Raw genomic sequence first — 25,308 nt, forward strand, 5'->3', positions numbered from 1 at the left:
GAGACGTCACCGGCCGCCGGTCTGGCGCCGCTCCTCGGCCTGGCGCATCCCGTCGAGGAACGCGTCCACCGGGCGGGCGTCGAGGAGGGCGAGGGACACCGACCGGCGCCAGCCTCGCCGGTGCAGGAACAGCCGCAGCCGCTTGCGCAGGGTCATGACCGCATCCTCCCGCCTCCCGCCGCCACGCCGTCCACGGCCGGGGTGCCCGGAGAAGTGACATGCCTACTGAGTACGCATACTTTGTACTCAGTTGGTCAGCACGAACCGGGAGGAACCCACCATGACGACCGTCGCCCACATCGCCGCCGCCCGCACCGCCCGCGCCCTCGCCGCCGTCATCCGCGACCGGATCGCCCTGCATCCCGAGCGGGACGCCCTCCTCGCCATGGCGGGCCACCTGCACACCGCCGCCGAGTCGATCGAGGCGCACGTCCCGGCCGTCGACGGCGCGAACCACACCCCGGCCATGGGGGCGCTCTTCCTGGCCCTCGCGCAGGGCATCGCGGTCGAGGTCCCGGCCGCCGGGATCGCCGACGAGGTGTTCTACTACGTGACCGCCCCGATCACCGGCACCCTCCCCGAGACTGGCCCCAAGGGTGCCGAGAGCCCCCAGCTCGCCCGCCAGGAGCTCGACCTCCTCGCCCGGATCAACACCGTCCGCGAGAACCACCTCAGCAGCGAGAACGACGACATCCTCCGCGCCGCCCTGGACGCCCTCGTCACCCTTCACGGCAAGCTCGCGCGCCTCCGCCAGATCGCCGCCTGACCGTCCCGGCCGGGCCCCTCCCCGGGGCCCGGCCGCCGCTCCTCACGCTCCAGCGCCACGGCTGCACCGCGAGTTGACATGCGTACTGAGTAGGCATACTCTGTACTCAGAACGAACGAGGGAAACGGGAGGAACCCCCAATGAGCACCATCACCATCCGCAACACCGAGGACGCCGTCGCCCGCATCGCCGCCCTCGCCACGAAGGTCATCGCCGATGGCGGTCACGAGGGCCACGACCTGGAGACGGTCGGCGCGATCATGACCAGCGACGACGTCCTCGACGCGATCCGGCGCTCCTTCACCCGGAACCTCGCGAAGGACGGCGCGACCGTGAAGGACGCGTTCACCGCCACCGGTCAGGCCGTCATTGCGAGCTACTGCGACCGGGCCGGCATCCCCACCGACGACGAGGCCTGACGGCCCCGAGCCGGGCCCCACCCCGGGGCCCGGCCCTCACTCCCACCCGAACCCCACCGAGGAGGACACCGACCATGGCCCGTCACACCGTCTCCGCCCGCACCGTCGACGTCTACACCGGCCGCGAGGGCGCCGCCCTGGCCTTCGCCTCCGTGACCGTCCTCCTCGTCCGCATGGGCCTCGCCGAGCTGCGGTTCTGGTCCGACCTCCTCGGCGGGCAGATGGACGGCACCGCCCCCGTCGAGGGGTACGAGGTCCGAGCGAGCGACGGCGCCCTCCTCGGCGTGATCCTCCCCCTCGGCCACCGGGCGAGCCGGATGCGCGTCGAGTGGTACGACCCGGCCACCGATGACTTCTACCCGGCCGGGCACACTGACGCCGTCATGACGCAGGGCATCGCCCGCGTCCTCGACCACTACCGCCGCAACGTCGGGGACGTCTCCCTCGGCCGGGACGCCCTCCTCGACCCCGAGCCCGTCCGCGTCATCCGCAACCGGTTCTGCCCGTGGGCGTACTGCTTCGACGCCGAGTGCGTCGACCACGGCCCCGTGTGGGCCGCCGCGGCGTAGCTCCTCCCCGTCGGCCGGGCGCACCGGTACTGCGCCCGGCCCGCGGTCGTCACGCTCCGCAGCCACACCCGCACCGCGAGTTGACATGCCTACTGAGTAGGCATACTCTGTACTCAGATCGAGCGGGACGAACGAGGAGAAACCCCATGGCCTACAACCCCAACACCGGAGAGACCACCTACGCCGGCCGCACCTACACCCCCCGCGGCGGCTTCGGCGCCCGCGACGCCTTCCGCACCATCAGCCACTACGCCGCCGCCGACGGCTTCCCCACCGGCCACGACCGGGACGCCCTCCTCGCCGCCGTCCGCCGCTTCTACCGCCTCCCCCTCACCGCCCACACCCACCAGATCGCCCGCACCGTCATCCGCGGCCTGCGCGCCGAGAACGCCCCCGCCTGACCCACCCCGGCCGGGCACACCCCGTGCCCGGCCCCCACACCCGAGGAAGAGAGCCGATGTACCCGCACTACGACACCCCCGCCGCCGACGTCATCGCCTACACCGCCGGTCTCCTCGACGCGGCCGGCACCATCGCCCCCGACGGCTCCGAGGTCACGATCACCCGGACCGCCAGCCCCGACACGGCCGACACCGTGGAGTGGCTCGCCCAGGTCTGGCAGACCGGCAAGACCCGCACCGAGGGCGACCGGCACACCTGGCAGGTCACCCACCCGCGCGCGGTCGAGCACCTGCTGACCCTGTGCCAGCCGGTCATGCGCGAGCAGCGCCAGCAGGCGACCGAGGCGCGCGAGCGGGTCCAGGCCACCGACTCGCAGCGGCTCCCCTGGACGCCCGGCGAGGACCGGTGGCTCCTCGACCACTGGCACCACCACAACGCGCAGATCGCGGAAGCCCTCGGCCGGACCGAGAACGCGATCCCCCACCGCCGCCGGTACCTGCGCCCGGACCTCCGCACCGCCTGACCCACCCTCGCCCCGGCCGGGCGCACCGGTACTGCGCCCGGCCCCATCGACCACGATCGGAGCCGACCCGATGTTCCTCACCGCTCACGCCTCCGCCCAGCAGCCGGGCGGCCGGTCCCACCAGTGCGACGCGACCGCCGTCGCCGCCGCGCCCGGCGGGGTCGTCGCCTTCGCCGTCCTCGACGGGATCGGCTCCTCCGACGAGGTGGCCCGCTTCACCCGCAGCGCCGCCCACCGGCTGACCCGCGCCGCGGTCCGCCTGCGAAGCGCCGAGGCCGCCGTCCGCCAGATCTCCTACGAGATCGACGCCGACCCCGACCGCCTCGCCATGCACGAGCCGCCGGCCGCCTGCGCCCTCGTCGCCCTCGTCGTCCCGGGCGAGCCGCTGCAACTCGCCTGGCGTGGGGACGTCCGGGCCTACGCGATCCGCGACGACCAGGCGGAGCAGCTGACCCGTGACCACAACTGGCGCCGCGTCCTCCAGGACAAGGGGCGGCCGGTCGGCGAGGGCGACCGCAACCACGTCACCTCGTGCCTCGGCGGCGAGAACAGCGCTCACGAGATCGAGCAGGTCTGTGGGCACCCCGCCATCGAGGCCGCCACCGTCGACCGCGAGGAGCTGCGCCTCGTCCTGGCCACCGATGGCGCATACGAGCCGCTGGAGGACTTCGGGAGCCCGCTCCACGCCTACCTGACCGGCTTCCCGGCCGGGGCCGCCGAGGACTTCGTCGAGACCGCCGTCTCCAGCTCCCGCATGTTCCGCCTGCCCCACCAGGTGGACAACGCGACCGTCCGGGTCGTCGACCTCGTCCCCTGACCCCCTCGGCGGCGGCGCACCGGGCGCCGCCGCCTCCACACCCGAGAGAGGAACCCCCTCCCATGCCCCGCACCCGTATCAAGGTGACCCGCACGAGCGACGGCACGGCCGTCAACGTCGGCGACGAGCTGATGGTCGACAACAACCTCCCCGTCACCCTCGTCCGCGTCGTCTCGCCCCTCCAGGGCGACGACGAGACCGGTGACGTCTGGCCCGGCCGCGTCGAGGTCCGCTACGCGTGGGGAGCCGTCGAGGAGATCGACGACACCCGCGCCGGCGTCACCGTCGACGAGGTCTGACCCGCCCCCCGGACGTGCCGTCCGCCCCCGGGCCGGACGAGACGTCCGCACCCGCTGACCAGCTCCGATCCCTCCCTGTCCGCCCCTCGCGTCCGCACCCCGGACGCCAGGGGCGGACGGTCCGTCCACCCACGTCCGCCCCACCCGAGAGGACCCCCGTGCAGACCGCCGCCCCCCTCGTCACCGCCACCGTCGCCCGCCGCGCCCGCGCCGAGGAGGTGGAGCTCACCGTCACCGGCGCCCCGCCGATCGAGGTCCGCGGCTTCGGCGTCGAGACGTTCCAGCCGACCGGGCTCCGCATCGCCTACGACGGCACCACGACGAAGGCGATCACGATCCTCACCACGACCGAGGAGCTGTTCGTCCGCCTCGACCTGGACGACGTCGACCCCATCGAACCGTGGGTCACCGCCCTCGTCGACGAGCACCGCCCCGACCCCCGCGAGATCGACCGCGCCCGCCTCTGGGCGGCCGTCGCCACGATCGTCGACCGGGCCCGCTCCAAGGGTGTGACCGAGCTGGACACCGACACGATCGCCGAAGCCCTCGGCCTCGACGAGGACGACGATCAGGAGCCCGACGTCGACGGCGCCGGCCGCACCCGCGCCGAGTACGAGACCGTCACCGTCGACCCCTGCCAGCCGTACCAGCGCTACGGATGCGGCCACTGCCGGCACCAGGACTGCCCCAACCCCGACTGTGGTCACTGTCCCTGCAAGTGCGAGTGTCGCTGATGCTGACCACCGTCCTCCTCGTCGTCGCCGTCGGCTGGGCCGTGTGGGAGTGGCGCCGCCGCACCCCGACCACCGGGGCAGGCGCCTCGGCCGAACGGCACGCCCGCGCCCTGCGCACCCCCCTCGTCCGTCTCGCCGACACCCTCGGGGTCCAGACGAGGGCCGGGCGGCGGGCGGGGAACTTCGAGGCCGCCGCGGTCAGTGAGGCCCGCGTCGGGGCCCTCCTCGAACAGCTCACCGCCGAGGGCTTCAGCGTCCTTCACGACCGGTGGCTCCGGGGGAAGAACGTGGATCACATCGTCATCGGCCCGTTCGGGGACGTCACCGTCGGCGACACGAAATGGTGGTCGGCCCGGCGCGGGGCGCTGACCGTCCGCGCCGGCCGCCTGCTCCACGGCCGCCAGGACGTCACCGACTGGCTCGACGGCCTCCACTGGGAGGCCCGCGAGGTCTCCCGCCTGCTGGGCGGCGTACGGGTCCGTAAGGTCGTGTTCATGTACGGCGGCGCCCGCCTCCTCGGCCCGGACGGGAGCACGGTGGGGGAGCTAGTCGTCGACGGGGTCCGCATCGTCCCGGCCGACCAGGCGCCCGCCGTCCTGCGCCGCACCGCGACGATCCCCGGGCAGCGCACCCGCGCCGAGCTGACCACCCTCGCCGAGCACGCCCTCCCCGCGCACACCGGCCGCTGACCACCCCTCGACCAGGGCCCGCCCGGCATCCGTCCAGGCGGGCCCTCGATCTGCCCCGATTTAGATCACGGCGTCCACCTACGATCCCCGCCGCAACCGCCTCACGCGACCAGGGGATACGTCATGAACGAACCAGCCCGGTACCTGCGTACCGTCACCCTGCCCCTCGACCAGCTCCGTCACTTCCCCGGCAACGCCAAGAGGGGCGACGTCCCGACGATCCTCGACAGCCTCCGCCGCAACGGGCAGTACCGCTCCCTGATCGCCCGCCAGGTCGACGACGAGCCGCTGACCGTCCTCGCCGGGAACCACACGATGATGGCGCTGGAGCTCCACGGCCCCGGCGACTGCGGCGAGCCCGTCAAGACGGGCAAGGGCACCCGGCCCTGTGCCGTGTGCGGCAACGACCGGGCATGGGAGCTGACCGCCCGCGTCGAGGTCGTCGTGTGCGACGACGACACCGCGCGGCGCGTGAACCTCGTGGACAACCGCAGCTCAGAAAAGGGCGGCTACGACCGGGACGCCCTCGCCGAGCTGCTGTCGTACATGGACGACGATCTCGGCGGCACCGGCTACACCGACGCCGACGTCCAACTCCTGATCGCGCCCCCGCCCTCCCTGGAAGAGCTGGCGGACACCTACGGCGACCCCGAGACAGACGACTTCTGGCCGGTCCTGAAGTTCCGCGTGTCACCCGAGATCCGGGATGCCTTCTACGGCCTGACGATCAACTGCACGGACACGAACGACGACAACGTCCGCTTCCGCTACCTCCTCGACCGCGCCCGCAACGCCCCCGACCACGCAGCATGAGGATTCGCCTGCTGGTCTCGTACCACTACCACCGGGGCACCGACCTCGCCGAGCTGGTCGACAGCTTCGGCGGTGACGTCGACCTGTTCGCCGACTCCGGGGCCTACAGCGCCGCGACGACCGGCGCGACGATCCGCGTCGCCGAGTACGCGGCATGGCTGCGCGACTGGGATCGGCTGTGGACCGTACGGGCGGGCCTGGACGTCATCGGCGACCACGAGGCCACCGCCCGGAACACCGACGCCCTCCGGGCGGCCGGGGCCGAGGTGATGCCCGTCTTCCACGTCGGCGAGCCGTGGACCGTGCTCGAGTCTCTGTGCGCGGCCAACCGGTACGTCGCCCTCGGCGGAATGGCGCTCCACGCCGTCGGCGCGTCCAAGCAACGCCCGCTGATGCGCTGGCTCGTGCGGTGCTTCCGGATCGCCGCAGAGCACGGCACCCGCTTCCACGGCTTCGGCATGACCTCGGCGCAGCTCGTCAAGAACCTGCCGTTCTACTCGGTCGACTCCTCCAGCTACACCCTCGGGATCCGGTGGGGCCTGGCCTACCTGTGGAACGCCCCCGCCCTGCGCATGGAGTCCGTCCTCTTCCGCAACGCGGACGAGGTCCGCCCGCACGCCGACCTGTTCCGCACGCACGGCCTGGACCCGGCCGCCGTCGTCCGCCCGGACTTCATGCGCGCCGGCACCCCCACGTTCGCCGAGGAGCGGGTCGCCGTCGGCGCGGCTGGCGCCCGCGCGTACGCCCTCATGGAGCGCACCCTCACCGCCCGGCACCGCGTGACCGCGCCCCCGCTCCCGAGGTGCGGCGACCCGGGTACGAAGGTCTACCTCGCCGTCGGCGGCGAGAGCGACCGGCCGCTCCTGCTGCGCCTCCTCGACCCCGTGGCGGAGGTGACCCGGTGACGTTCCGCGTCCTGACGTCGTTCCACTACTTCCGCGACCGTGACATGTCGGACCTCGTCGACCAGCTCCACACCGGCTACGGGGGCGACGTCGACGTGTTCGCCGACTCCGGGGCGTTCTCCGCGGTCACCCTCGGCGCGACGATCAGCCTCCCCGATTACCGGGCCTGGCTCACCGACTGGCGGGACGTCATCACCACGGCGGCGACGCTCGACGTCATCGGCGACCCCGTCGCCACGGCGCGGAACACCGAGGCCCTGGAGGCGTCAGGCCTGACCGTCCTCCCGACGTTCCACGTCGGCACCTCGTGGCCCGTGCTGGAGGATCTGTGCGCCCGGTACCGGTACGTCGCCCTCGGCGGCATGGTCCCGTACTGGCGCCGGCCGAAGGAGCTGATGCGCTGGCTCGTCCACGCCTTCCGTATCGCCCGCGGGACGGGGACCGTCTTCCACGGCTTCGGACAGACCAACCTCGACATCATCAAGGCCCTGCCGTTCTACTCCGTCGACTCCTCGACGTGGGCCAGCGGCGCCCGCTACGGCAAGGTCCGCATCTGGGACGACGTCCGCGGCAAGATGACCGAGTTCCAGGCCGGTGACCACACCCGCGCGCAGCGCCACGCCGCCCAGCTCCGCCAGCACGGCATGGACCCCCTCCTCGTCGGCCGCCGCGGCTTCGCCATCCGCCAGGAAGGCAAGAGCGACGAGCAGTTCCTCCGCGAAGACCACATGATGCGCGGCTCGAACGGCGTCGCCTACCACCGGCTCGGCCAGTTCCTCACCGCCCGCCACCGCGTCCCGGCGCCGCCCGGCTGGGACAGCCCCGGGACCTGCCTGTACCTGGCTGACACCCACTTCAAGAACTTCACCCCGGCCGCCGCGGCTGTGGGTGCGCACACCCGAAAGGACACGCCCGTATGACCCCCACCAGGCCCCTCGCCGTGATCGTCTTCAGCGGCGGCATGGACTCCACGACCCTCGCCGCGCACTATCAGTGGCTCGGCTACGACCTGCTCCTGATCAGCTTCGACTACGGGCAGCGGCACGTGCGCGAGCTGGAGGCCGCCCGCCAGGTCGCCGCCCACCTCAACGCCGAACACCACGTCGTCGACCTCTCCGGGGTCGGCCGCCTCATGCCCGGCAGCGCCCTCACAGACCGCACCGTCGACGTCCCCCACGGCCACTACGCGGCCGAGTCGATGCGCGCCACCGTCGTCCCCAACCGCAACGCGATCATGGCGAACATCGCGGCCGGCATCGCCTCCGCCCGGGGCGCCGCCGTCGTCGCCCTCGGGATCCACGCCGGGGACCACGCGATCTACCCCGACTGCCGGCCCGCGTTCCGTGAGGCGCTGCAGCAGTCCGTGACGGCCGCCCTCGACGGCTTCCCGACGCCCGTCATCGAGACCCCATACATCCACTTCAGCAAGACGGACATTGCCCGCCGGGGTTCCGAGCTGGGCGTTCCCTTCGCCCTCACCTGGTCCTGCTACCAGGGCGGGCCCCTGCACTGCGGCCGGTGCGGCACCTGCGTCGAGCGTAGGGAGGCGTTCAACGACGCCGGGCTGACCGACCCCACCACGTACGCCCCGGCCGTCGAGGAGACCGTCTGATGCCGCACACCGTCACCGTCCGGCACAACTTCGAGACGGCGCACCGCATCCCTCACCTCGCGGGGAAGTGCGAGAACCTGCACGGGCACTCCTGGTGGGCCGAGGTCACCGTCACCGCCGCCGAGCTCGCGGCCGGCACCGTCGTCGAGTTCGGCACCTTCAAGCGGGAGCTGCGCGCCTGGATCGACCAGCACCTCGACCACGGCACCATGCTCGGCCCCGGCGACCCCCTCCTCCCCGTGCTGCGGGCCGAACGCTGCAAGGTGTTCGAGGTCGAGGGCTGGCCCACCGTCGAGAACGTCGCCGCGCTCCTGGCGGACGTCGCCGGCGACGTGCTGACCGACCTCGTCCGCGCCCCCGGCGCCTACGTGTCCCGCGTCCACCTCGCCGAGACCCACGTGAACGCCGCGACGTGGGAGGCCCCCACGATCCCGGCCGGGGCCGTCGCGTGAAGCCGCTGCCCCTCGTCGACACCTCGGCGACGACCCTCGTCGTCGCCGAGGTGTTCGGTTGCACCGTCCAGGGCGAGGGACCGTCGTGCGGTCGGCGCTGCTCGTTCATCCGGCTCGGCGGCTGCAACCTGGCGTGCAAGTGGTGCGACACCCCCGAGACGTGGGACGGCCGGCGCTTCGACCTGCGCCAGACCCTCACCCGTACCCCTGTCGAGGAGATCGTCGCCCGCGCCCTCGTCGGCGCCCCCGGCCTCGTCGTCATCACCGGAGGCGAGCCCCTGCTCCACCAGCGGCAAAGGGCGTGGGACGACCTCCTCGTCCGCCTGGCGGCCGCAGGGGTGGAGATCGAGGTCGAGACGAACGGCACGATCCCGCCCACCCCCACACCGCGAGCAAGGTGACCCGCTTCAACTGCTCACCGAAGCTCGCCCACGCCGGCGACCCCGAGGCGAAACGGATCAACGGCAAGGCCCTCGCCGTCCTGCGCTGGACCGGCCGGGTCGCCTTCAAGTTCGTGTGCGCCACCCCCGAGGACGTCGACGAGGTGGCCGCCTTCGCCCGGGACCACAACATCCCCGAGCGCCTGGTGTGGGTCATGCCCGAGGGCACCAGCCACGACCAGCTACAGGCCCGCCTCGCGGTCCTCGCCGAACCCGCCATCGCCGCCGGCTTCAACCTGTCCACCCGGCTCCACGTGCACGTGTGGGGCGACGAGAAAGGCCGATGAGCCATGACGACCACCACCACGGCCCCGGCCGCCGACGGCACCCCCGAGCCCTCCGCCCCGCGCACCTACATGGGCGTCGCGGCGACGTACGCGCACGGCGTCCGTACCTGGCTGACCTCCCGCGGCCTCGACCCCGACAGCCCGGACCTCGTCGACACCCCGCTCCGCGTCCTGCGGGCGCTGAACGAGATGACCGCCGGATACGACGAGGACCCGGCCGTCCACCTCGCCCGCACCTTCGACGTCGACCACAACGGCGGCACCATCGTCGTCACCGGCGTCCCCTTCAGCAGCCTGTGTGCCCATCACCTGCTGCCGTTCACCGGGACCGCCGATATCGCTTACCAGCCACGCCCCGGCGCCCCCGTCGCGGGCCTGTCCAAGCTCCCCAGGGTCCTCGACGTCTACGCCCGACGCCTCCAGACACAGGAAGAACTCACCGCTCAGGTCACCTCCGCACTGGACCAGCACCTCACCCCGGCCGGTTCCGCGTGCATCATCCGGTCCGAACACGGCTGCCTCGCACACCGAGGAGCACGCAAGCCCGGCGCCCGCATGGTCACCGCCTCCTACACCGGGATCTTCCGCGACGACCCACAGGCACGCGCTGACCTGCACCTCCTCATGAACGGCTGACCCACCCCACCCCCGGGACGGAACCCCCGCCCCACCCCACCCCGGTACTTGAAAGCGCAACATGGACACATTTCGACACCGAGGAGGCACGCGATGGGCAGCTCCCCCCGCCAACGGCTGACCGCCGCCCAGCGCCGGAAGCAGGCACTCGGCCTGCAACTCGCCGGCGTCGACCTCCGCACGATCGCTGATCAGGTCGGCTACGCGGACGCGAGCGCAGCGAAGAAGGCGATCGACCGGGCCATTGAGGAGTCCATCGCCCGGGATAAGGACGACGTCGACGCGCTCCGCCGCGCCGAGGTCATGCGCTACGACCGGCTACAGGCCGCGTTCTGGTCCCCGGCCGTGAAGGACCGCGACAAGAAGGCGGCCGACATCGTCCTGAAGTGCATCGCCGGCCGGGAGCGGCTCCAGGGCCTCGCCGCCCCGGCGAAGGTCGAGCACTCGGGCGAGGTGACCACGGAGTACCGGATCGTGGGCTTCGATCCCGAGGAGCTGGTGTGAGCCCGGCCGCGACCGAGCAGGAGCGGCCGGTCGTCACGGTGGAGCTGCGGGGGGCGAACCTCGACCTCCTCCGTTGCCGGGACACCGAGGTCGCGGCCGTCGGCCGGGCGGGCACCGGGAAGACGCTGGCGGCCTGCTGGAAGCTCCACCTCACCGCCATGAAGGTCCCGGGGCTGCGCGCCCTCATGCTCCGGGCGACGCACACCTCCCTGACGGCGACGACCCTGGTGACGTTTCAGCGTCAGGTCGCCCTCGCCTCCCTGGCGGACGGCTCGGTCCGCTGGTACGGGGGATCGGGTAAGGACCCGGCGGCGTTCCGGTACGCGAACGGCTCCGAGATCCTGGTCGCGGGCGGCGACAAGCCCGACAAGTTCCTGTCGGCCGAGCTTGATCGGATCTTCGTCGACGAGGGCGTAGAGATCACCCTCGACCTGTGGGAGGTGCTGATCACCCGTCTCCGCGGGCAGGCCAAGACGTACCGACAGATCATGCTCGCGACCAACCCGTCCCACCCTCAGCACTGGATCAAGCAGCGCGCGGACGACGGCGGGCTGACGATGATCACCTCCTCCCACCGTGACAACCCGCACTACGTGAACCGTGACGGCTCGTACACGGCCGAAGGCCGCGACTATATGACCAAGCTGGACGCGCTGACCGGGGTACGCCGGATGCGGCTCCGTGACGGCCGATGGACGGCCGCCGAGGGCGTGATCTACGAGGAGTACGACGACACCGTCCACCTCGTCGACCACTTCGAGGTGCCGGCCGACTGGCCGCGGATCTGGGGCGTGGACTTCGGCTATACCAACCCGTTCTGCTGCCAGTGGTGGGCGATCGACCCCGACGGCCGTCTGTGGCTGTACCGCGAGGTCTACCTGACCAGGCGCACCGTGGACGAGCACGCGCGCACGATCCTCGACGCGGTGACCGTCGTCGACGAGGAGACCGGCGAGCGGACGTGGACCGAGCCGAAGCCGGTCGCGGTCGTCGCCGACCACGACGCGGGGGACCGGGCGATCCTGGAGCGCGAGCTAGGGCTGTCGACCACCCCGGCGCGGAAGAACGTGAAGACGGGCCTCCAGGCCGTGAAGACGAGGCTCAAACCGGCGGGGGACGGCATGCCGCGGCTGCTGCTCATGCGGGACACCCTCGTCGAGAGGGACCAGGCCCTCGCCGACGCGAAGAAGCCGCTGTGCACGGCCGACGAGATCACCGGCTATGTGTGGGCCAAGCCGACCGCGAAGAACGCCGAGAGCAAGCCCGAGCCCGAGGAACCTTTGAAGGTCGACGATCACGGCATGGACACCATGCGGTACGTCGTCGCGGAGCTGGACCTCGTCGGCACCTCCCACGTCCAGAGCCCCGCCCGCCGGGGGCAGACCGGGGGCCAGGTCTCGCGCGGCGCGCAGCGGTACGGGCGCAGCATCGGCAACGGCGGAGGGGGAGGGTCGGGGCGCGGCCGCCGCTAGGACTCCTCGTCGACGAGGGCGGCCGGGATGAGGAGGACGCCGCCGTCGGCATGGTCGGGTCCGGGTCCGTAGAACATGACCTCGCGTCCCTCGGCCGTGGTGATCTCGACGGTGCGGGGTGCCGGGGCGTCCCGGAGGGCACCGAGCAGGGCGTTCCGGAAGGCGTCGCGGGGGTCGGGTGTCGTCATGGGGAGAGGGTAGGGGCTCAGCTCTCCTCGTCGACGAGGGCGGCCGGGACGAACGAGATCTCGACGACCTCGTACCCGGGGCCGGGGCCGTAGATCAGGAGGTCTATCCCCTCGGCGGTGTGCAGCTCGACCGTGTTGAGCGCCGGACCCGAGTCCATGGACGGCTGCTCAGCGTCACCAGACATGCACCCACGGTAGAAACCGCCACGCGGGCGGCGATAGGGGCGCACAGGGGCGGTGAGGGCGCGTCACGGGGCGCCGCCGGGTCACCGCACGGGGCGCTCGACCGCCTCGCGGGCCAACGCTTCCCCGGCGCCCTTCAGCTGCGCCATTTCAACGCGCAGGTCGTGGATGACGCGCACGAATTGCTCTGTCGTGTGCGTCGTCAGGTGCTCGCTCAACGCCTGCTCGGTCTGATTCATCCGCCGCAGGCTGGCTTGTCTGACCACGGAAGTGACGTACTCGGGCCACTCGCGGGCGTCGGGGTCGGGGAGGATCCCGTTCATGTCGGCGAGGGCGGGTGGGGGTACGTCGTGATGCCAGCCGCACTCAAGCGGGCACAGGTAGCGGGTCGTACCGGGCTCGGGTGTTGCGGTGGTGGCAGTCATGAGGGGAGTCTCCCAGGATCCCCGGCCCGGCCCTAGACCAGCGGCCGGGGATCGTCGGCCCCCTGCCCGGCCCATAGTCCAGCGGCTCGGGGGCTCCACCCCTTCGCGGGCGATCGGGTGGACAGCCACCGTAGCGCCGGCCGCTGCGCCCTGTCCCGCAGACACCGGCCTGATCCAAATCTTCCGGTCCCTGATCCAATTTGTCGGAGGATTTCCGGAGATGGCTTATGCTGCCCGCCGCAAACCGGAAGATCTTCACCGATGGGCGGACACACATGGTCGGTATCCCTACGCTCGCGGTCCTCGCGCTCGCGTCCTACCGAGGCACACAGCTCGTCGTTCACGACTCCATCGGCGACCCGATCCGGGACCGGGTCATCGCCTGGCACGAGCGCCGCCCCGACTCCTCGTTCCGCAACGCGATCGTCACCCTGATCGCCTGTACCTACTGCGCCGGGTGGTGGGTGTCCGGCCTCGTCCTCGCGGTCTACCTCCTCGCGGCCGGCGCCTGGACCGGCACCCCCCTCGTCCTCCACCTCGTCGAGTGGTTCGCCGTCGCCGGCGGGCAAGCCCTCCTCAACCGGTGGGACGACTCGCGCGACCGGGGCGCGGCATGAGCCCCCGCGACCGCCGGGAGCTGACGGCCGCCGCCGCCCGCTACACCTCCCGCAAGATCCGCACCCGCCCCGTAGACCAGTCCTGGCAAGAGCGCGCCTGGTCGTTCTACGACACGACGCCCGAGGTACGGTTCGCCGCCAACTGGACCGCGAACGCCATGAGCGGCGCCCTGCTCTACGCGGGCTACCGCGACGAGGACGGCACGATCCAGCGCGCCCCCGACGACCACCCCGCTCAGCGCCTCGTCGCGCAGCTCGCCGGCGGCCCCGACGGTCAGTCGCAGATGCTCGGTGACGCCGGGCCGCACCTCACCGTGGCCGGGGAGTTCTGGGTCGTCATCCGGCCGCGCCCCGAGGACTCCACCGCGCCGATCCCCGACGACCCCGAGACCGCTGACGAGGAGTGGCACGTCCTTTCCGTCCGCGAGGTCCGCAAGGACGGTCAGAAGATGGTCGCGGAGATCGACGGCGTGGACGTCGAGATCCCCCCGTATGACCCGGCCAACCCGGACGAGGACGCCCCCGTCGCCATCCGTGTATGGGAGTCGCACCCGCGCCGGAAGCTGGAGGCCGACAGCCCCGTCCGCGCGAGCCTCGACCTGCTGGAGGAGTTGCAGCTCCTCAACGCGGCCGTCGCCGCCATCGCCCGGAGCCGGTTGACCGGCCGGGGCATCGTGATCATTCCGAAGGGGACCCGCTTCCCCACCACGCCGACGCAGGGCGACGCCGAGGACGACCTGATCGAAGTCCTCATGACGGTCGCCGAGACCGCGATCCGCGAGCCGGACAGCGCCGCCGCGACGGTCCCGATCATCCTCGAAGTCCCGCCCGAGATGGTCGGCCAGATCAAGCGCCTGACGTTCGAGTCGGACTTTGACGAGTTGGCGATCAAGCTCCGCGAGGAGGCGATCCGCCGCTTCGCCACGGGGTTGGAGATGCCGGCGGAGATCCTGCTCGGCCTCGGCGACACGAACCACTGGGGGGCCTGGGCGCTCACGTCGGAGGCGATCCGCCTCGGCATCGAACCCAAGCTCGGCACCGTCGCCCACGCCCTCACCACACAGTGGCTGCGCCCCATGCTGGAGGCCGAGGGCGTCCAGGACTGGCACCGGTTCATGGTGTGGTACGACTCCAGCCCCCTCCGCGTACGGACGAACCGGTCCGAGACCGCCCTGAAGCTGTTCGAGCTCGGCGCCATCTCGGCCGAGGCCCTGCGCCGCGAGACAGGGTTCGACGAGGGCGACGCCCCCAAGCCCGAGGAAGTCGCCGCACGCCGCCGCGAGCGGGAGCGGCCGGCCGACGAGGAGGACAACGGCGGCACGGTCACCCGGCTCCCCGTCGACGAGACCGAGGCCCCACCGGACACCCTCGTCGCCGCCGCTGACCTCGCCCCGCTGCGCACCGCGTTCCTCACCGCGGCGGACCAGATGATCGGCGCGTCCCTCGACCGCCTCCTCCGCGAGCACGACCGCCGCCAGGTGCAGCCCGTCGTACCGGTCACCGCATCCGCCGTGCCCGGCCGGGACGCCCTGATCGCCGCCGCCGACGGCCTCGTCTGGCACGCCCTGACCGCGGCCGGCCGCAAGCTGGAACGCACCCCCCTCTGCCCGAGGAGCGAACGGGGCCGGGCGCGCGAGGTCCAGTCGGCGCAGCTGCACACCGTCTTCCCCGTCAAGGTCCACGAGATCGACGAGTGGAAGCTCCTCGACGGCGTATGGGCCCGAGTCCCCGAGATCGCCGCCCGGTACGGCCTCGACCCGGCATGCATGACCACGGCCCTCGACACCTACTGTCGGGAGCTGATCGCCGCCGGGGTCGTCCACACCTACGACGTCGTCCCGGCCGCCCTGTCCGCCTGCACCGACTACGCGGCGGCAGCATGACCAGCCGCCCCGCCCCCGAGCCGCGCCCCCTCGTCGCCGAGGTCGCCGGCGACGTGTCCAACGTCGTCGCCGAGTGGTGCCCCCTGTGCAAGGCGTTCACGCTCCTCACCGGGGAGACCGTCCTCGTCCGCCCGGACGGGATCGTCCCGGTCGGCTACTGGGCGTGGTGCGAGACGTGCGACATGGCCGAGGAGGCGCCGCCCCGTGTGTGACATCAGGCTCCCCGACGAGGCAGCCAACGACGAGCACCCGGCGGCGCCGTGGGGGCACAGCATGGCCGCACACCGGGCGTTCGGCTGGTGCTCCCACTGCAAGGACCACGGCCCGGCCGAGGAGGTCGTCGCCTGGCGCGCCCGCGCCAACCGGGAGCACGAGGCGCGACAGGCCGCCCTCGCCGCCTCGGCCGCGAACACGGACCCCGTCATCGACCTCGCGGCCAAGCGGGACCGGCCGTGTCCCGCCTGCGGCGCCGAGGCGCTGACCGTCGTCTCCGTGACCGTCGTCGAGGGCCGCACCCGCCGGGAGGTCGGCGGGTGGGCGTTCTGCACCGCATGCGACGCCGTCCCGGCCGCCTGCTACTGCCAGCCGGGCGACGCCCCGTATCTCGCCGTACCCGCCATCGAGGAGGAGAGCCGTGGCTGACGATTGGGAGGCCGCCCTCACAGCGGCCGAGGAGGACGTCGCGGCCGAGGTCCGCGCCGTCCTGGACGAGGTCGCCGAGGAGTTCGCCGACGCCCTCGACGACGCGACCGAGATCGTCGCCGCGAGGTTCAGCGTCTCCCGGATCGCCGGCATGTGGTCACGCCACGTGCCGCGCCTGGTGCGACGCCTGTTCCGCGTCGCCGAGACCGCTGCCGAGGACGCCGCCGAGAGCGTCGACACCCGGCTCCCGAACGGCTGGGACGACCTCCCCGGCCGGTACGACGACGACACCCTCCCCCCGTCCCTCGGGGACTACGCCGAGACCACCGAGCACCTGCTCCGCGCGGTCGGTGACCGGCTCGCCGACCGGGCCGTCCAGGCGCTCGCCGAGGGCCTGGACGAGGGCGAGGACGTCGAGGCCCTGCGCGCCAGGCTGCGCGCCGTATTCGACGCCGAGGGGGCGCAGCTGGGGGAGACGCGGGAGGAGCGGATCGCCCGCACCGAGTCCGCCCGCGCCTGGAACACCGCGACCCTCGCCGCCGCACAGGAGTTGACCGGCCCCTCCCGCCCCCTGGTCAAGCAGTGGCAGACGAGGAGGGACACCCTCGTCCGCGACGCCCACGACGACGTGGACGGACAGCTCCGGCTGATCGACGAGCCGTTCACCGTCGCCGGGGTGTCCATGTCCGCCCCGGGGGATCCGACCGCACCCCCGGAGCTGGTCATCAACTGCCGGTGCGTGCTGCGCCTGGAGCGCGCCCCCAAGAGGAGCGCCGCCGGCCCGCCGGTCCCGGCATGGCTCGCCGACGCCCCGCCCGGGACCGCCGACCGCATCGCCGCGTTCTCCGCCTGGCCCACAGAATCGAAACCGGCCGCCCGAGCCGCGTCTGAGATTCCAAGGGAGATCACCGCGAGCGCGGGCCGGATCACCGACGACCTGACGGCCGCGCTCGCGCCGGCACTCGCAGCGGCCTCGGCCGGCACCGGCCGCCGGTACCGGTTCGAGTGGGACACCACCCCGATCCCGTTCCTCGCCGACCCCGACCGGAACGCCTTCCCGTACGGCGCCGAGGTCTCCCACCCCGAGGTGACCGCCGCGGCGGTCGAGCACACCGGCGGAATGATCGCGCTCATCCCCACCGAGGAGGACGCCGAGCGCCTGGCCCTCGACGACGGCGAGGAGGCCGGGGAGCTGCACTGCACGGCGTTCTACCTCGGCGAAGACGCGAGCCAGTGGAACGAGGACCAGCGCAACGAGCTGATCAACGGGGTCCGCGCGCGGGCCGCGAGCCTCGACGGCCCCGTCCGGGCGCGCCTGTTCGGCGTGAACCACTGGAACCCCGGGGGCGACGATCCGGTGTGGGTGTGGGCGGTCAGCGACGACGGCGACGACGGCCCCGGGCTGCAAGAGGCCCGCTACCTCGTGCAGGACGCGTTGGAGGACACCCACGAGCGCCCCGAAATCCCCCGCCAGCACTCCCCGTGGGTCGCCCATGTGACAGGGGTGTACACGGCCGAGACGTGGCCCCTGGACGCCATGGCGGACCGGCTCGGAGAGATCACGTTCGATCGCGTCCGCGTCGCCTTCGCGGGCGAGTACACGGACATTCCACTCGGCCCCGAGGAGGAGCCACCGATGGACGAACAGACCGCGGCGACCGTGACGGCCGCCCTGCCCACCCGCGCATGGAGCACCCCGGGGGATACGGCCCTCGCGTTCGAGAACCAGCAGACCGGGGACGGCAGGATCTTCGCGGCCGGCGCCCTCTCGTGGGACGGCTCCGGCCCGTGGCCGTTGCAGTACGCGGACGAGATGCTGATGGGTCACGAGGGCGCCGAGCTGGCGGGGGCGATCTACGGCCTCGGCCGGGACGGCGACCGCATCCCCGGTAACGGCGTGCTGTACCTGTCCCAGCGGGCCGGCGCCGAGGCCGCGATGCTCCTGGAGCAGGAGGCCCCCCTCGGCGTCTCGGTCGACCTCGATGACGTCGACGTCGAGTTCGTCGCCCGCAACGTCGACGAGGACGAGCCCGGCCTCCTCCTCGCGAGCATCCCGGCCGCGAGCGTGCTGCGCCTCGCCGACGGGGCATGGTGCATCACCGCGTCCAACACGACCGGCCTCGCCGCCTCCTCGACGGCCGATGACAGCGCCACGTTCACCCGGACCCGGCGCACCGCGCAGATCTTCACCAGCCCGAGCGGCGCCGTCACCGCGGACGCCGTCCGGGAGCTGGCCGCGACGGGCACCCTCACCGCGGCGGCCGGGGACGCCGACGACCCCGAGGACGGCATCGTCGTCCACGCCGAACGCTCCGGGGACTTCCTGGTCCGCATCACCCGCGCCCGGCTCCGTGGCGCGACCCTCGTGACGGTCCCGGCGTTCGCCAACGCCCGGATCGTCCTCGACGACCCCGAGACCGAGGAGGAGGACGAGGCGACGGCCGCCGCGGTGACGGCCGCGTCCAAGGCGGAGACGTACGAGCGGGTCGTCGACCACGTCCGCGTGAGCCCCGTCCCCCTCAGCCCGGCGCAGGTCGCCCGTGCCCTCGGCATCACCGTCGAGCAGGCCCGCGCGCACCTCGGCCGCGCCACCTCGGCCGGCCGCCTGCTGCGCCTCGGCCCCGGCCAGTACACGAGCCCGTCGACGCTCCCCGAGGGCCCCGGGGAGGCGACCGCCTCAGCGGACGGCACCGAGGGCCTGGACGTCCTCGTCGCCTCCGCCTGGACCGCGATGCGCGACCTCCCCCCGATGCCGGCCGAATGGTTCCGCGAGCCGACCGAGGAGGAACTACCGCCCGGCTCCGGTGGCGTGCACTACGCGAACGGCCGGATCTACGGATGGGTCGCACAGGCCGGTGTGCCGCACGCGGGCTACCCGGGGAAGAACCTGACGATCGACAAGCTCGCGAAGCAGGGCCTCGACTTCAGTCACTTCCTGCGCGCCCGGTTCCCCCTCGACGACGGGACGATGGTCAAGGCCGGGGCGTTCACGATGAACGCAGGCCACCACAGGGACGGCGCGGAGTGCGAGACGGCGGTCTGTCAGTTCGACGACTCGCGCACTGTGGCGGCGATCATCACGGTTGGCATGAGTAAGGGCGGGCTGTGGTTCTCGGGCGCAGCCGCGCCGTGGCTGTCCGCGTGGGATCGCACCGTGTTCCTCGGCTGCCAGCCCTCCTACCACCTGAACCAGGGCAGGGGAGGGAAATGGGAGCTGCGCGCGGTCCTGTCCGTGCCGGTCCCCGGTCACTCCTCGCCGCTCCTGGCGGCCGCGATCGAGCGGGCGAACATGGCCCTGTGCGCCTCGGCCGCCGCCGCGGACGCGCCGTCCGCCCCCACGGACGCCACCCCGTCCGCCCCTGTGGACGGACCGTCCGCCCCTGTGGACAACACCCCCACTGACCAGGCCGGACCGTCGTCCGTCCCCTCGTCCGCCCCGCCGTCCGCCCCCACGGACGGACCGTCCGCCGACGTCCTCGCCGAGGCCCTGGTCGCCGCCCTCGAAAGCCCCGGCTTCATGGACCGGCTCGTCGCCGCCGTCGAGAGCCACCAGGCCGCACAGGAAGAGCGCCGCGCCGAGATCGCCCGCCTCGCGGCCGAGCTGGAAGACACCACCGACACCGTCACGGCCTCCGTCCCGGCCGGCGACGACCCGAAGGGAGACCACTGATGGGGTGCAGCTGCCAGAAGAACCGCGAGCAGTTCGAGGTGATCCGGGAGGGCGGCCTCGGGAAGGTGGTGTTCCGCTCCGGCGTCCAGTCGACGGCCGTCACCGTCTCCGGCCGCTACGGGAGCAGCATCGTCCGCAACCAGAAGACCGGACAGATCGTGTTCGCCGGTAAGGGCGCGCTGGAGCTCACGGCCGCCGACGGTGCGGTCCTGCTGCGCACCGACGACCTCGACCTCCTCACGAAGGTCGCCGCCACCCACGACCGTCCCACCGCCCGCAACACCGAGACCGGGGAGACGATCACCCTCGTCGTCCCGGAAACCGTGCCGGGCGCGTAGCCTGTCCGCTTGACAGATCTGCCCGCCGCACCTCGCGGCGGGCTAAGATCCTCACGTCTGACCGCTGGTGATAGGCCGGGTCGCCGCCGCTGGTTGTGGGCCGGGTTTCCAAGCTCTCTCTTGGAGATCCGTCCGTGGACGAGTTCGAGCTTCCCGAAGACCTCAACGCCTTCGCCTCCTACGACGACGACGCCCTCGCCGCAGCGCTTGAGGGCGCGACCGCAGCCTTCAAGGCCAAGATGGGCGCGCAGTCCGTCACCGGCAAGGACATGGACACGATCCGCTCCCTGAGCGCGGCCGTGAAGAAGATCAAGGAAGTCCAGGCCGAGCGGGTCGCCGCGGCCGAGGCCGCCGCCGCCGAGATCGACGCCCTCGCGGCCGACGTCCTCGGCCTGGAGCCCACCGACGACACGACCCCGGCCGCCGAGGGCGCCGAGGGCGGTACGGAGTTCGCGGCCGACACCGAGCAGCCCCCGGCCGAGGAGCCCGCCGCGGCCCCGGCCGAGCAGCCGGTCACCGCCGCCGTCGCCCCCGTTCGCCGGCGCTGAACCTGTCGAACGTCCGCCGCCGCGCTCAGCACGTCCTCCCGGACGCGCCGGCACCGAAGACGAAGATCACCGCCGCCGTCGACGTCCCCGGCTACACCCCGGGCATGGAGATCGGCTTCGACGAGATCACCGCGGGCCTCACCTCCCGCGCGAACAGCCTCAAGACCGCGGGCGGCGGCGTGGGGCTCGTGATCTCGTACGAGCACCCGTTCAGCCGGGACCTGATCGTCACCGACTCCTCGTCGGCCCCCGAGGGCACCACGGTCGCCATGCGCGCGGCCGATCAGCGGCGCCTGCCTCAGACCAACCTCGTCGCCTCGGGCGGCTGGTGCGCGCCGAGTGAGACGCTGTACGAGCTGGTCGAGGTCGCGTGCCCGGATATGTTGTGGGACGCCCCGGAGATCCAGCTCGCGCGCGGAGGGCTCAGGTACTACAAGACCCCGAGCCTCGACGTCGGTGCGATGACGTGGGTCCACACCGAGGCCGACGACATCGCGGGCAACGAAAAGCCCTGCTACAAGATCCCCTGCCCCCTGCCCACCGAGGTCCGCTGTGACGCGGTCGGTGTGTGTCTCGAAGCGGGCATTCTGACGCAGAGGCATTTCCCGGAGCTGGTCGAGCACTACCTCCGGAAGGCGATGATCGCCCACGAGATCCGGATCCGTCAGGAGCTCTTCGCGCAGGCCCTCGCCACCGCCGAGCCGGTCACCATCGGCGCCACCTTCGGCGCGGTCTCGGCCGTGTTCAGCGCGGTCGCCCTCCAGGCCGCCGACATGATCGAGCGTCACAGCCTGTGCGAGGGGACCGCACTCGAAGTGGTCTTCCCGTGGTGGTCGAGGAACCTCTTCCTCGCCGACCTGGCCCGCCGCAACGGGTGCTGCATCAGCGAGGTCTCGACGCAGGACGTACAGGACGTGTTCAGCCCGCTCGGCGTCCGCATCCAGTGGGCCCGCGCCCTCCCGCCGGCCGTCCCGACGAACATCGGCGGCGCCACCCCGGCGACCGTGTGGCCGAGCGAGGTGCAGTTCCTCATGTACCCGTCCGGTCAGCTCCAGATCGGGCGCGGCGAGGAGGTCAACCTCGGCGTGATCCACGACTCGAACAAGTTCGTGACCAACGACTACACGGCCTTGTTCAGTGAGGAATGCGTCGCCCTCGTGGACCGCTCCGTCGACACCCGCGCGGTCACCGTGCCGGTCTGCCCCGACGGCGCCACCGGCGCTCAGGAGCCGATCACCTGCCCGGCCGCCTGAACACCCCACCTCCCCCTCGTGGCGGGCCCGCGATACCTGAGCGCGGGCCCGCCACCCCGATCACCGAACGGAGGTGCCGTGAATGGCGCAGGGCTTGCGTAAGTACGTCGAGGCCATCCCCGGGACGCCCCTGCCACACGGCATCCTCGGAGGCTGCGCCGACGTCCGCGACGTCGACGACGTTCACGAGCTGCTCGGGATCGAGTGGCTCGGCCTCGGCTGCTCCCCGGTCCGCGACTGGGTGGACCCGTGCCTCAACGACGAGTCACCCGGCGAGGAGTCCCCGGGCGCACCACAGGCGAAGATCTTCGACCGGCCCGACCTGGAGCACGCCGAGCCGATCAACGTCTACGCCGGGGCCGAGTGCTCCACCCTCGGGTGGACGTACGAGGAGGCCCGCGCGCACGCGGAGGCATCCCTCGCCCTCGGCGAGCAGCAGGCCGTAGAGGCCGCGTTCTGGCGCGACCGGCTCGCCACCGAGGGTCAGCCCGTCGCCGACGCCCCGGTGAACATCGCGGCCGGTCTGGCGGCCCTGGAGGGCTGTCTCGCCGAGCAGTACGGCGGGGTCGGCACGATCCACGTCCCGGCCGGCGCCGCCGCACTCCTCGGCTGCTGCAACCTCGTCCACGAGGACCCGGCAACCGGCACGCTGCGCACCCTCACCGGGAACTGCGTGGTGATCGGCGCCGGGTACTCCGCCATGAACACCGGCCCCGGCAACGTGCCGGCCGAACCGGGCACGGCGTGGCTGTACGCCACCGGCCCCCTCGTCATCCGCCGCGGCCCCGTCGAGACCATCCCCGACCGGAACGCGTCGGTGAACATCCGGACCAACGACCGCCGGGTCCTCGTCGAGCGGACCTACGTGGTCGCCACGACGTGCGTGACCTGCGCCGTACAGGTGGAGCTGTGCCCGTGAGCCGAGACGAGATCCACATCGAGCCGACCCCCGAGAACCGGGTCGCCTTCGCCCGCTGGGGCACGACCCTCACCCCGAAGGCCCGCACCGTCGGGATCTCGACGTTCGCCGTCGAGCCCCGACAGTTCGTCGACGCCCCCGAGGAGATCCTGATCGGCGCCTTCGTTGACGGACACCGGTACGTGTCCCCGGCCGAGGACGAGGCGAACGGCACCCCGCCCCCGGGCGCCGAGCTGCTGGGCGTGGCGACCGAGGAGGGATTCGCTGCCGCCGGAGGGGACGACAGCGGACCGGACTTCGCCCCGCTCGACGACGCCCCGGCCGAGGACGAGGACCAGGGCGACGAGGACGACGGGCGCGAGGGGCGGCCGTACGGCTGCGACCTGTGCCCGCGCAGCTTCGACACCGAGCGCGGCCGGGACACCCACCGCCGCCAGGCGCACCGGGAGGACTGACGGATGCCCGTTGAGCCGATCCCCTGCGACGACGGAGGGACGGGGACCCCCGGCGCCTGCAACTGCTCCCCGTCCATCGCCACGAGCCCTCTGTGTCGCGCCGACGGCACCACGATCCTCGTCGTCGTCCGCTCCCCGTGCGTCACCTGCGGCACCCCGGCGCCAGACCCGACGGTCGTCGGCTGGATCAACCCCGGGACGGGCGCCTTCACCCCCGGGGCGCCGCCGGCCGACGCCGGACCGTGCGAGACGGCCCTCCCACCGTGTGTCGAGACCCTGTGCCGCCAGCGCTGCGACGACACCACCGGGGACGGCGCGGCCGACACCACGTATACGGAGCTGTGGTGCCTCGCCGCGGACGGCACGGCGACGCTGCTCCTCACCTACCAGGACGACCCGTCCGTCCCCTACGCCCCTGTCTCGCCGGTCGACTGCGTCCACGGCTGCCCCGAGGGCGAGACGCTGCTCCTGTGCGACGACTCCGGTCCGTTCCTGCGCCGCTATGTGTTCCTCAACGGCGTCGGGACGTACGAGGACGTCGCCCTTGACGGGCAGACCCCGCACCTCGTCACCGGCACCGTCGGTGCCTGCCCCAACTGCGACCCGACCCCGCCCCTCGCCCTCGTCGGCCTGTGCCTCGCCGACGGCACCCCGATCGCCGTCGTCGTCTCCCGAGCCTGCGACGGCACCACCACCCGCGACGGCTGGCTCAACCTAGTCACCGGCGCCTACAGCGCCGGCGCGCCCCCGGCCGGTGTTGGCGCCTGCACCGCCCCCGGGTCGTTCGAGCTCGCGGGCATCCTGTGCGACACCGACCCGGCCACCGGGGAAGTCCTCGGCCTGGCCCTGGTCCAGTACGTCTACAACCCGGACGGCTCCCTCGCAGGCGTCGACCTCGTCAACCCCGCCGACGGCACCCCGTACCTGCTGCAAGGGGAGCTGCGCACCTGCCCGGCCGGACAGGCGCAGCCGGACAACGACCTCGTCGTCCTGTGCAACGCCGACCCCGACGGCACCGTCACCCGGTTCGTCCGCGACTACCGGCGCGACGAGAATACGCTGATCACCGGGCACACGGACTACCTCCTCGACGGCACCCCGTACGACCCGCCCGGCACGGTCGGCCAGTGCCCGGCCGAGATCGTGGACCCGGTCCCCGTCGTCCCGCAGGTGTTCCACGGCGAGGTGATCCTCTGCGACGACCTCGGCACGTTCGTCCGCAAGTACGTCCAGGACGCGGCCGGCGCGATCACCGACGTCGTGGACTTCACCCTCGACGGCGCCACCTACTTCCCGACCGGCACCCCGCGCCTGTGCCAGGCGGAGCCCGACTGCCCGGCGCAATCCGTGCTGGAGCAGTGCCGGTGCGACGACGCCGACGGGGACGGCGCGGCCGACACGGACTATGTCGAACTGCTGGCGGTCGACTGCGCCGGCGCGGTCACCAGCCTGGGCACGTACCTCCCCGACTACTCCGCCCCGTACGCGCCGGTCGCCCCGATCGACTGCGACGCCGGCGCGGACCTCGGCGCGCCCCCGGTGTTCGGCGTCCAGGCCGGGCGCGTGGTCCTCGACCCGGGCGAGTCGTGGGACGGGGCCACCGTGCCGACGCTCCAGACGGTCACCGCCGCGGCGTCCGGAGGCACCGGCACGATCACCACGGCCGACGGCACCAGCACCCTCCTCGACGGCGAACGCGCCGCCTGGTCGGTCGCCCGAGACACCCACGCCCGACTGACCGGGCCCCTCACCATCACCGCCACCGACGGCACCGTGTCCGTCACCTACACCCGAGAGGTCCAGCTGTAATGAGCGGATGCTGCGGGCCGAGCCCGGTCATCACCAGCC

The 25,308-nt window shown here is 72.6% G+C and carries 34 protein-coding genes; 30 read left to right on the forward strand and 4 right to left on the reverse strand.

Translation table 11 applies throughout. From position 1 onward, the window contains the following. Nucleotides 1-6 precede the first annotated feature (6 nt). Nucleotides 7-156 carry a hypothetical protein gene (locus OHO27_RS28860; RefSeq protein WP_328427877.1) on the reverse strand — a complete coding sequence of 50 codons (150 nt, stop codon included), beginning with the start codon at nucleotides 154-156 and terminating at the stop codon, nucleotides 7-9. A 124-nt stretch (nucleotides 157-280) separates the two neighbouring features. Between OHO27_RS28860 and OHO27_RS28865 the strand changes: the two genes are divergently transcribed. From OHO27_RS28865 to OHO27_RS28955, 19 genes are all read left to right on the forward strand, one after another. Next, entirely contained in the window at nucleotides 281-766 is a 486-nt protein-coding gene (locus OHO27_RS28865) for a hypothetical protein (RefSeq protein ID WP_328427878.1), read from the forward strand. 140 nt (nucleotides 767-906) lie between these two features. Beyond that, nucleotides 907-1,185 carry a hypothetical protein gene (locus tag OHO27_RS28870; protein WP_328427879.1) on the forward strand — a complete coding sequence of 93 codons (279 nt, stop codon included), beginning with the start codon at nucleotides 907-909 and terminating at the stop codon, nucleotides 1,183-1,185. A gap of 74 nt (nucleotides 1,186-1,259) precedes the next feature. Next, nucleotides 1,260-1,754 (forward strand): hypothetical protein, encoded by a 495-nt coding sequence (locus OHO27_RS28875; protein WP_328427880.1) that lies wholly within the window; start codon nucleotides 1,260-1,262, stop codon nucleotides 1,752-1,754. A 146-nt stretch (nucleotides 1,755-1,900) separates the two neighbouring features. Further along, nucleotides 1,901-2,155, forward strand: coding sequence for a hypothetical protein (locus OHO27_RS28880; RefSeq protein ID WP_328427881.1), 255 nt, complete (start codon nucleotides 1,901-1,903; stop codon nucleotides 2,153-2,155). A gap of 56 nt (nucleotides 2,156-2,211) precedes the next feature. Further along, nucleotides 2,212-2,679, forward strand: a complete 468-nt coding sequence (locus OHO27_RS28885) for a hypothetical protein (RefSeq protein WP_328427882.1) — start codon at nucleotides 2,212-2,214, stop codon at nucleotides 2,677-2,679. A 70-nt stretch (nucleotides 2,680-2,749) separates the two neighbouring features. Then, nucleotides 2,750-3,496 carry a PP2C family protein-serine/threonine phosphatase gene (locus tag OHO27_RS28890; protein ID WP_328427883.1) on the forward strand — a complete coding sequence of 249 codons (747 nt, stop codon included), beginning with the start codon at nucleotides 2,750-2,752 and terminating at the stop codon, nucleotides 3,494-3,496. Between the two features lie 62 nt (nucleotides 3,497-3,558). Then, nucleotides 3,559-3,795: a hypothetical protein gene (locus OHO27_RS28895; protein ID WP_328427884.1), complete on the forward strand. Its 237-nt coding sequence runs from the start codon at nucleotides 3,559-3,561 to the stop codon at nucleotides 3,793-3,795. Nucleotides 3,796-3,953: 158 nt separating this feature from the next. Next, nucleotides 3,954-4,529 (forward strand): hypothetical protein, encoded by a 576-nt coding sequence (locus tag OHO27_RS28900; protein WP_328427885.1) that lies wholly within the window; start codon nucleotides 3,954-3,956, stop codon nucleotides 4,527-4,529. After that, nucleotides 4,529-5,218, forward strand: a complete 690-nt coding sequence (locus OHO27_RS28905; protein WP_328427886.1) for an NERD domain-containing protein — start codon at nucleotides 4,529-4,531, stop codon at nucleotides 5,216-5,218. The genes OHO27_RS28900 and OHO27_RS28905 overlap by 1 nt, the downstream gene beginning before the upstream one ends. Before the next feature lie 123 nt (nucleotides 5,219-5,341). Continuing rightward, complete coding sequence (locus tag OHO27_RS28910; RefSeq protein ID WP_328427887.1) at nucleotides 5,342-6,031, forward strand: hypothetical protein; 690 nt, start codon at nucleotides 5,342-5,344, stop codon at nucleotides 6,029-6,031. Further along, nucleotides 6,028-6,936 (forward strand): hypothetical protein, encoded by a 909-nt coding sequence (locus OHO27_RS28915; RefSeq protein WP_328427888.1) that lies wholly within the window; start codon nucleotides 6,028-6,030, stop codon nucleotides 6,934-6,936. Before OHO27_RS28910 ends, OHO27_RS28915 begins: the two co-directional genes overlap by 4 nt. Continuing rightward, nucleotides 6,933-7,856 (forward strand): hypothetical protein, encoded by a 924-nt coding sequence (locus OHO27_RS28920; RefSeq protein WP_328427889.1) that lies wholly within the window; start codon nucleotides 6,933-6,935, stop codon nucleotides 7,854-7,856. Before OHO27_RS28915 ends, OHO27_RS28920 begins: the two co-directional genes overlap by 4 nt. Continuing rightward, on the forward strand, nucleotides 7,853-8,548 hold the full coding sequence (gene queC, locus OHO27_RS28925; RefSeq protein WP_328427890.1) for a 7-cyano-7-deazaguanine synthase QueC: 696 nt from the start codon (nucleotides 7,853-7,855) through the stop codon (nucleotides 8,546-8,548). The genes OHO27_RS28920 and queC overlap by 4 nt, the downstream gene beginning before the upstream one ends. After that, nucleotides 8,548-9,000 carry a 6-pyruvoyl trahydropterin synthase family protein gene (locus OHO27_RS28930; RefSeq protein WP_328427891.1) on the forward strand — a complete coding sequence of 151 codons (453 nt, stop codon included), beginning with the start codon at nucleotides 8,548-8,550 and terminating at the stop codon, nucleotides 8,998-9,000. The genes queC and OHO27_RS28930 overlap by 1 nt, the downstream gene beginning before the upstream one ends. Further along, a complete protein-coding gene (locus OHO27_RS28935; protein ID WP_328427892.1) occupies nucleotides 8,997-9,401 on the forward strand; it encodes a 7-carboxy-7-deazaguanine synthase QueE in 405 nt (134 codons plus the stop codon). The genes OHO27_RS28930 and OHO27_RS28935 overlap by 4 nt, the downstream gene beginning before the upstream one ends. Next, nucleotides 9,398-9,727 carry a hypothetical protein gene (locus OHO27_RS28940; protein ID WP_328427893.1) on the forward strand — a complete coding sequence of 110 codons (330 nt, stop codon included), beginning with the start codon at nucleotides 9,398-9,400 and terminating at the stop codon, nucleotides 9,725-9,727. The genes OHO27_RS28935 and OHO27_RS28940 overlap by 4 nt, the downstream gene beginning before the upstream one ends. A 3-nt stretch (nucleotides 9,728-9,730) precedes the next feature. Next, on the forward strand, nucleotides 9,731-10,363 hold the full coding sequence (folE, locus tag OHO27_RS28945) for a GTP cyclohydrolase I (RefSeq protein ID WP_328427894.1): 633 nt from the start codon (nucleotides 9,731-9,733) through the stop codon (nucleotides 10,361-10,363). A gap of 93 nt (nucleotides 10,364-10,456) precedes the next feature. Next, complete coding sequence (locus tag OHO27_RS28950) at nucleotides 10,457-10,867, forward strand: hypothetical protein (protein WP_328427895.1); 411 nt, start codon at nucleotides 10,457-10,459, stop codon at nucleotides 10,865-10,867. Further along, nucleotides 10,864-12,339 (forward strand): phage terminase large subunit, encoded by a 1,476-nt coding sequence (locus tag OHO27_RS28955; protein WP_328427896.1) that lies wholly within the window; start codon nucleotides 10,864-10,866, stop codon nucleotides 12,337-12,339. The genes OHO27_RS28950 and OHO27_RS28955 overlap by 4 nt, the downstream gene beginning before the upstream one ends. Here the strand turns inward: OHO27_RS28955 and OHO27_RS28960 are convergent. The 3 genes from OHO27_RS28960 to OHO27_RS28970 all read right to left on the reverse strand — a co-directional run bounded on the left by OHO27_RS28960 (nucleotide 12,336) and on the right by OHO27_RS28970 (nucleotide 13,135). Beyond that, nucleotides 12,336-12,527 carry a hypothetical protein gene (locus OHO27_RS28960; RefSeq protein WP_328427897.1) on the reverse strand — a complete coding sequence of 64 codons (192 nt, stop codon included), beginning with the start codon at nucleotides 12,525-12,527 and terminating at the stop codon, nucleotides 12,336-12,338. The two genes, OHO27_RS28955 and OHO27_RS28960, sit on opposite strands and share 4 nt — an antisense overlap. 17 nt (nucleotides 12,528-12,544) lie before the next feature. Beyond that, on the reverse strand, nucleotides 12,545-12,712 hold the full coding sequence (locus tag OHO27_RS28965) for a hypothetical protein (RefSeq protein ID WP_328427898.1): 168 nt from the start codon (nucleotides 12,710-12,712) through the stop codon (nucleotides 12,545-12,547). 81 nt (nucleotides 12,713-12,793) lie between these two features. Continuing rightward, nucleotides 12,794-13,135, reverse strand: a complete 342-nt coding sequence (locus OHO27_RS28970) for a hypothetical protein (RefSeq protein WP_328427899.1) — start codon at nucleotides 13,133-13,135, stop codon at nucleotides 12,794-12,796. 227 nt (nucleotides 13,136-13,362) lie between these two features. On the opposite strand from OHO27_RS28970, the gene OHO27_RS28975 reads away from it, so the two are divergent. From OHO27_RS28975 to OHO27_RS29025, 11 genes are all read left to right on the forward strand, one after another. Further along, nucleotides 13,363-13,752: a DUF1360 domain-containing protein gene (locus OHO27_RS28975; protein WP_328427900.1), complete on the forward strand. Its 390-nt coding sequence runs from the start codon at nucleotides 13,363-13,365 to the stop codon at nucleotides 13,750-13,752. Beyond that, on the forward strand, nucleotides 13,749-15,635 hold the full coding sequence (locus tag OHO27_RS28980) for a hypothetical protein (protein ID WP_328427901.1): 1,887 nt from the start codon (nucleotides 13,749-13,751) through the stop codon (nucleotides 15,633-15,635). The genes OHO27_RS28975 and OHO27_RS28980 overlap by 4 nt, the downstream gene beginning before the upstream one ends. Continuing rightward, a complete protein-coding gene (locus OHO27_RS28985; protein WP_328427902.1) occupies nucleotides 15,632-15,847 on the forward strand; it encodes a hypothetical protein in 216 nt (71 codons plus the stop codon). Before OHO27_RS28980 ends, OHO27_RS28985 begins: the two co-directional genes overlap by 4 nt. Next, nucleotides 15,840-16,277, forward strand: a complete 438-nt coding sequence (locus OHO27_RS28990) for a hypothetical protein (RefSeq protein ID WP_328427903.1) — start codon at nucleotides 15,840-15,842, stop codon at nucleotides 16,275-16,277. Before OHO27_RS28985 ends, OHO27_RS28990 begins: the two co-directional genes overlap by 8 nt. Continuing rightward, nucleotides 16,270-19,947, forward strand: a complete 3,678-nt coding sequence (locus OHO27_RS28995; protein ID WP_328427904.1) for a phage minor head protein — start codon at nucleotides 16,270-16,272, stop codon at nucleotides 19,945-19,947. The genes OHO27_RS28990 and OHO27_RS28995 overlap by 8 nt, the downstream gene beginning before the upstream one ends. Beyond that, nucleotides 19,947-20,285, forward strand: a complete 339-nt coding sequence (locus OHO27_RS29000) for a hypothetical protein (protein ID WP_328427905.1) — start codon at nucleotides 19,947-19,949, stop codon at nucleotides 20,283-20,285. The genes OHO27_RS28995 and OHO27_RS29000 overlap by 1 nt, the downstream gene beginning before the upstream one ends. Before the next feature lie 134 nt (nucleotides 20,286-20,419). Next, entirely contained in the window at nucleotides 20,420-20,833 is a 414-nt protein-coding gene (locus tag OHO27_RS29005; protein WP_328427906.1) for a hypothetical protein, read from the forward strand. Next, on the forward strand, nucleotides 20,830-22,086 hold the full coding sequence (locus OHO27_RS29010; RefSeq protein WP_328430588.1) for a major capsid protein: 1,257 nt from the start codon (nucleotides 20,830-20,832) through the stop codon (nucleotides 22,084-22,086). The genes OHO27_RS29005 and OHO27_RS29010 overlap by 4 nt, the downstream gene beginning before the upstream one ends. Nucleotides 22,087-22,168: 82 nt before the next feature. Then, nucleotides 22,169-23,005 (forward strand): cupin, encoded by an 837-nt coding sequence (locus OHO27_RS29015; protein ID WP_328427907.1) that lies wholly within the window; start codon nucleotides 22,169-22,171, stop codon nucleotides 23,003-23,005. After that, nucleotides 23,002-23,460, forward strand: coding sequence for a hypothetical protein (locus tag OHO27_RS29020; protein ID WP_328427908.1), 459 nt, complete (start codon nucleotides 23,002-23,004; stop codon nucleotides 23,458-23,460). The genes OHO27_RS29015 and OHO27_RS29020 overlap by 4 nt, the downstream gene beginning before the upstream one ends. A 3-nt stretch (nucleotides 23,461-23,463) precedes the next feature. Further along, nucleotides 23,464-25,269 carry a hypothetical protein gene (locus OHO27_RS29025; RefSeq protein ID WP_328427909.1) on the forward strand — a complete coding sequence of 602 codons (1,806 nt, stop codon included), beginning with the start codon at nucleotides 23,464-23,466 and terminating at the stop codon, nucleotides 25,267-25,269. The last annotated feature ends 39 nt before the right edge of the window (nucleotides 25,270-25,308 follow it).

Origin of the sequence: Streptomyces sp. NBC_00443, from assembly GCF_036014175.1 — a bacterium.
Classification (GTDB): domain Bacteria; phylum Actinomycetota; class Actinomycetes; order Streptomycetales; family Streptomycetaceae; genus Streptomyces.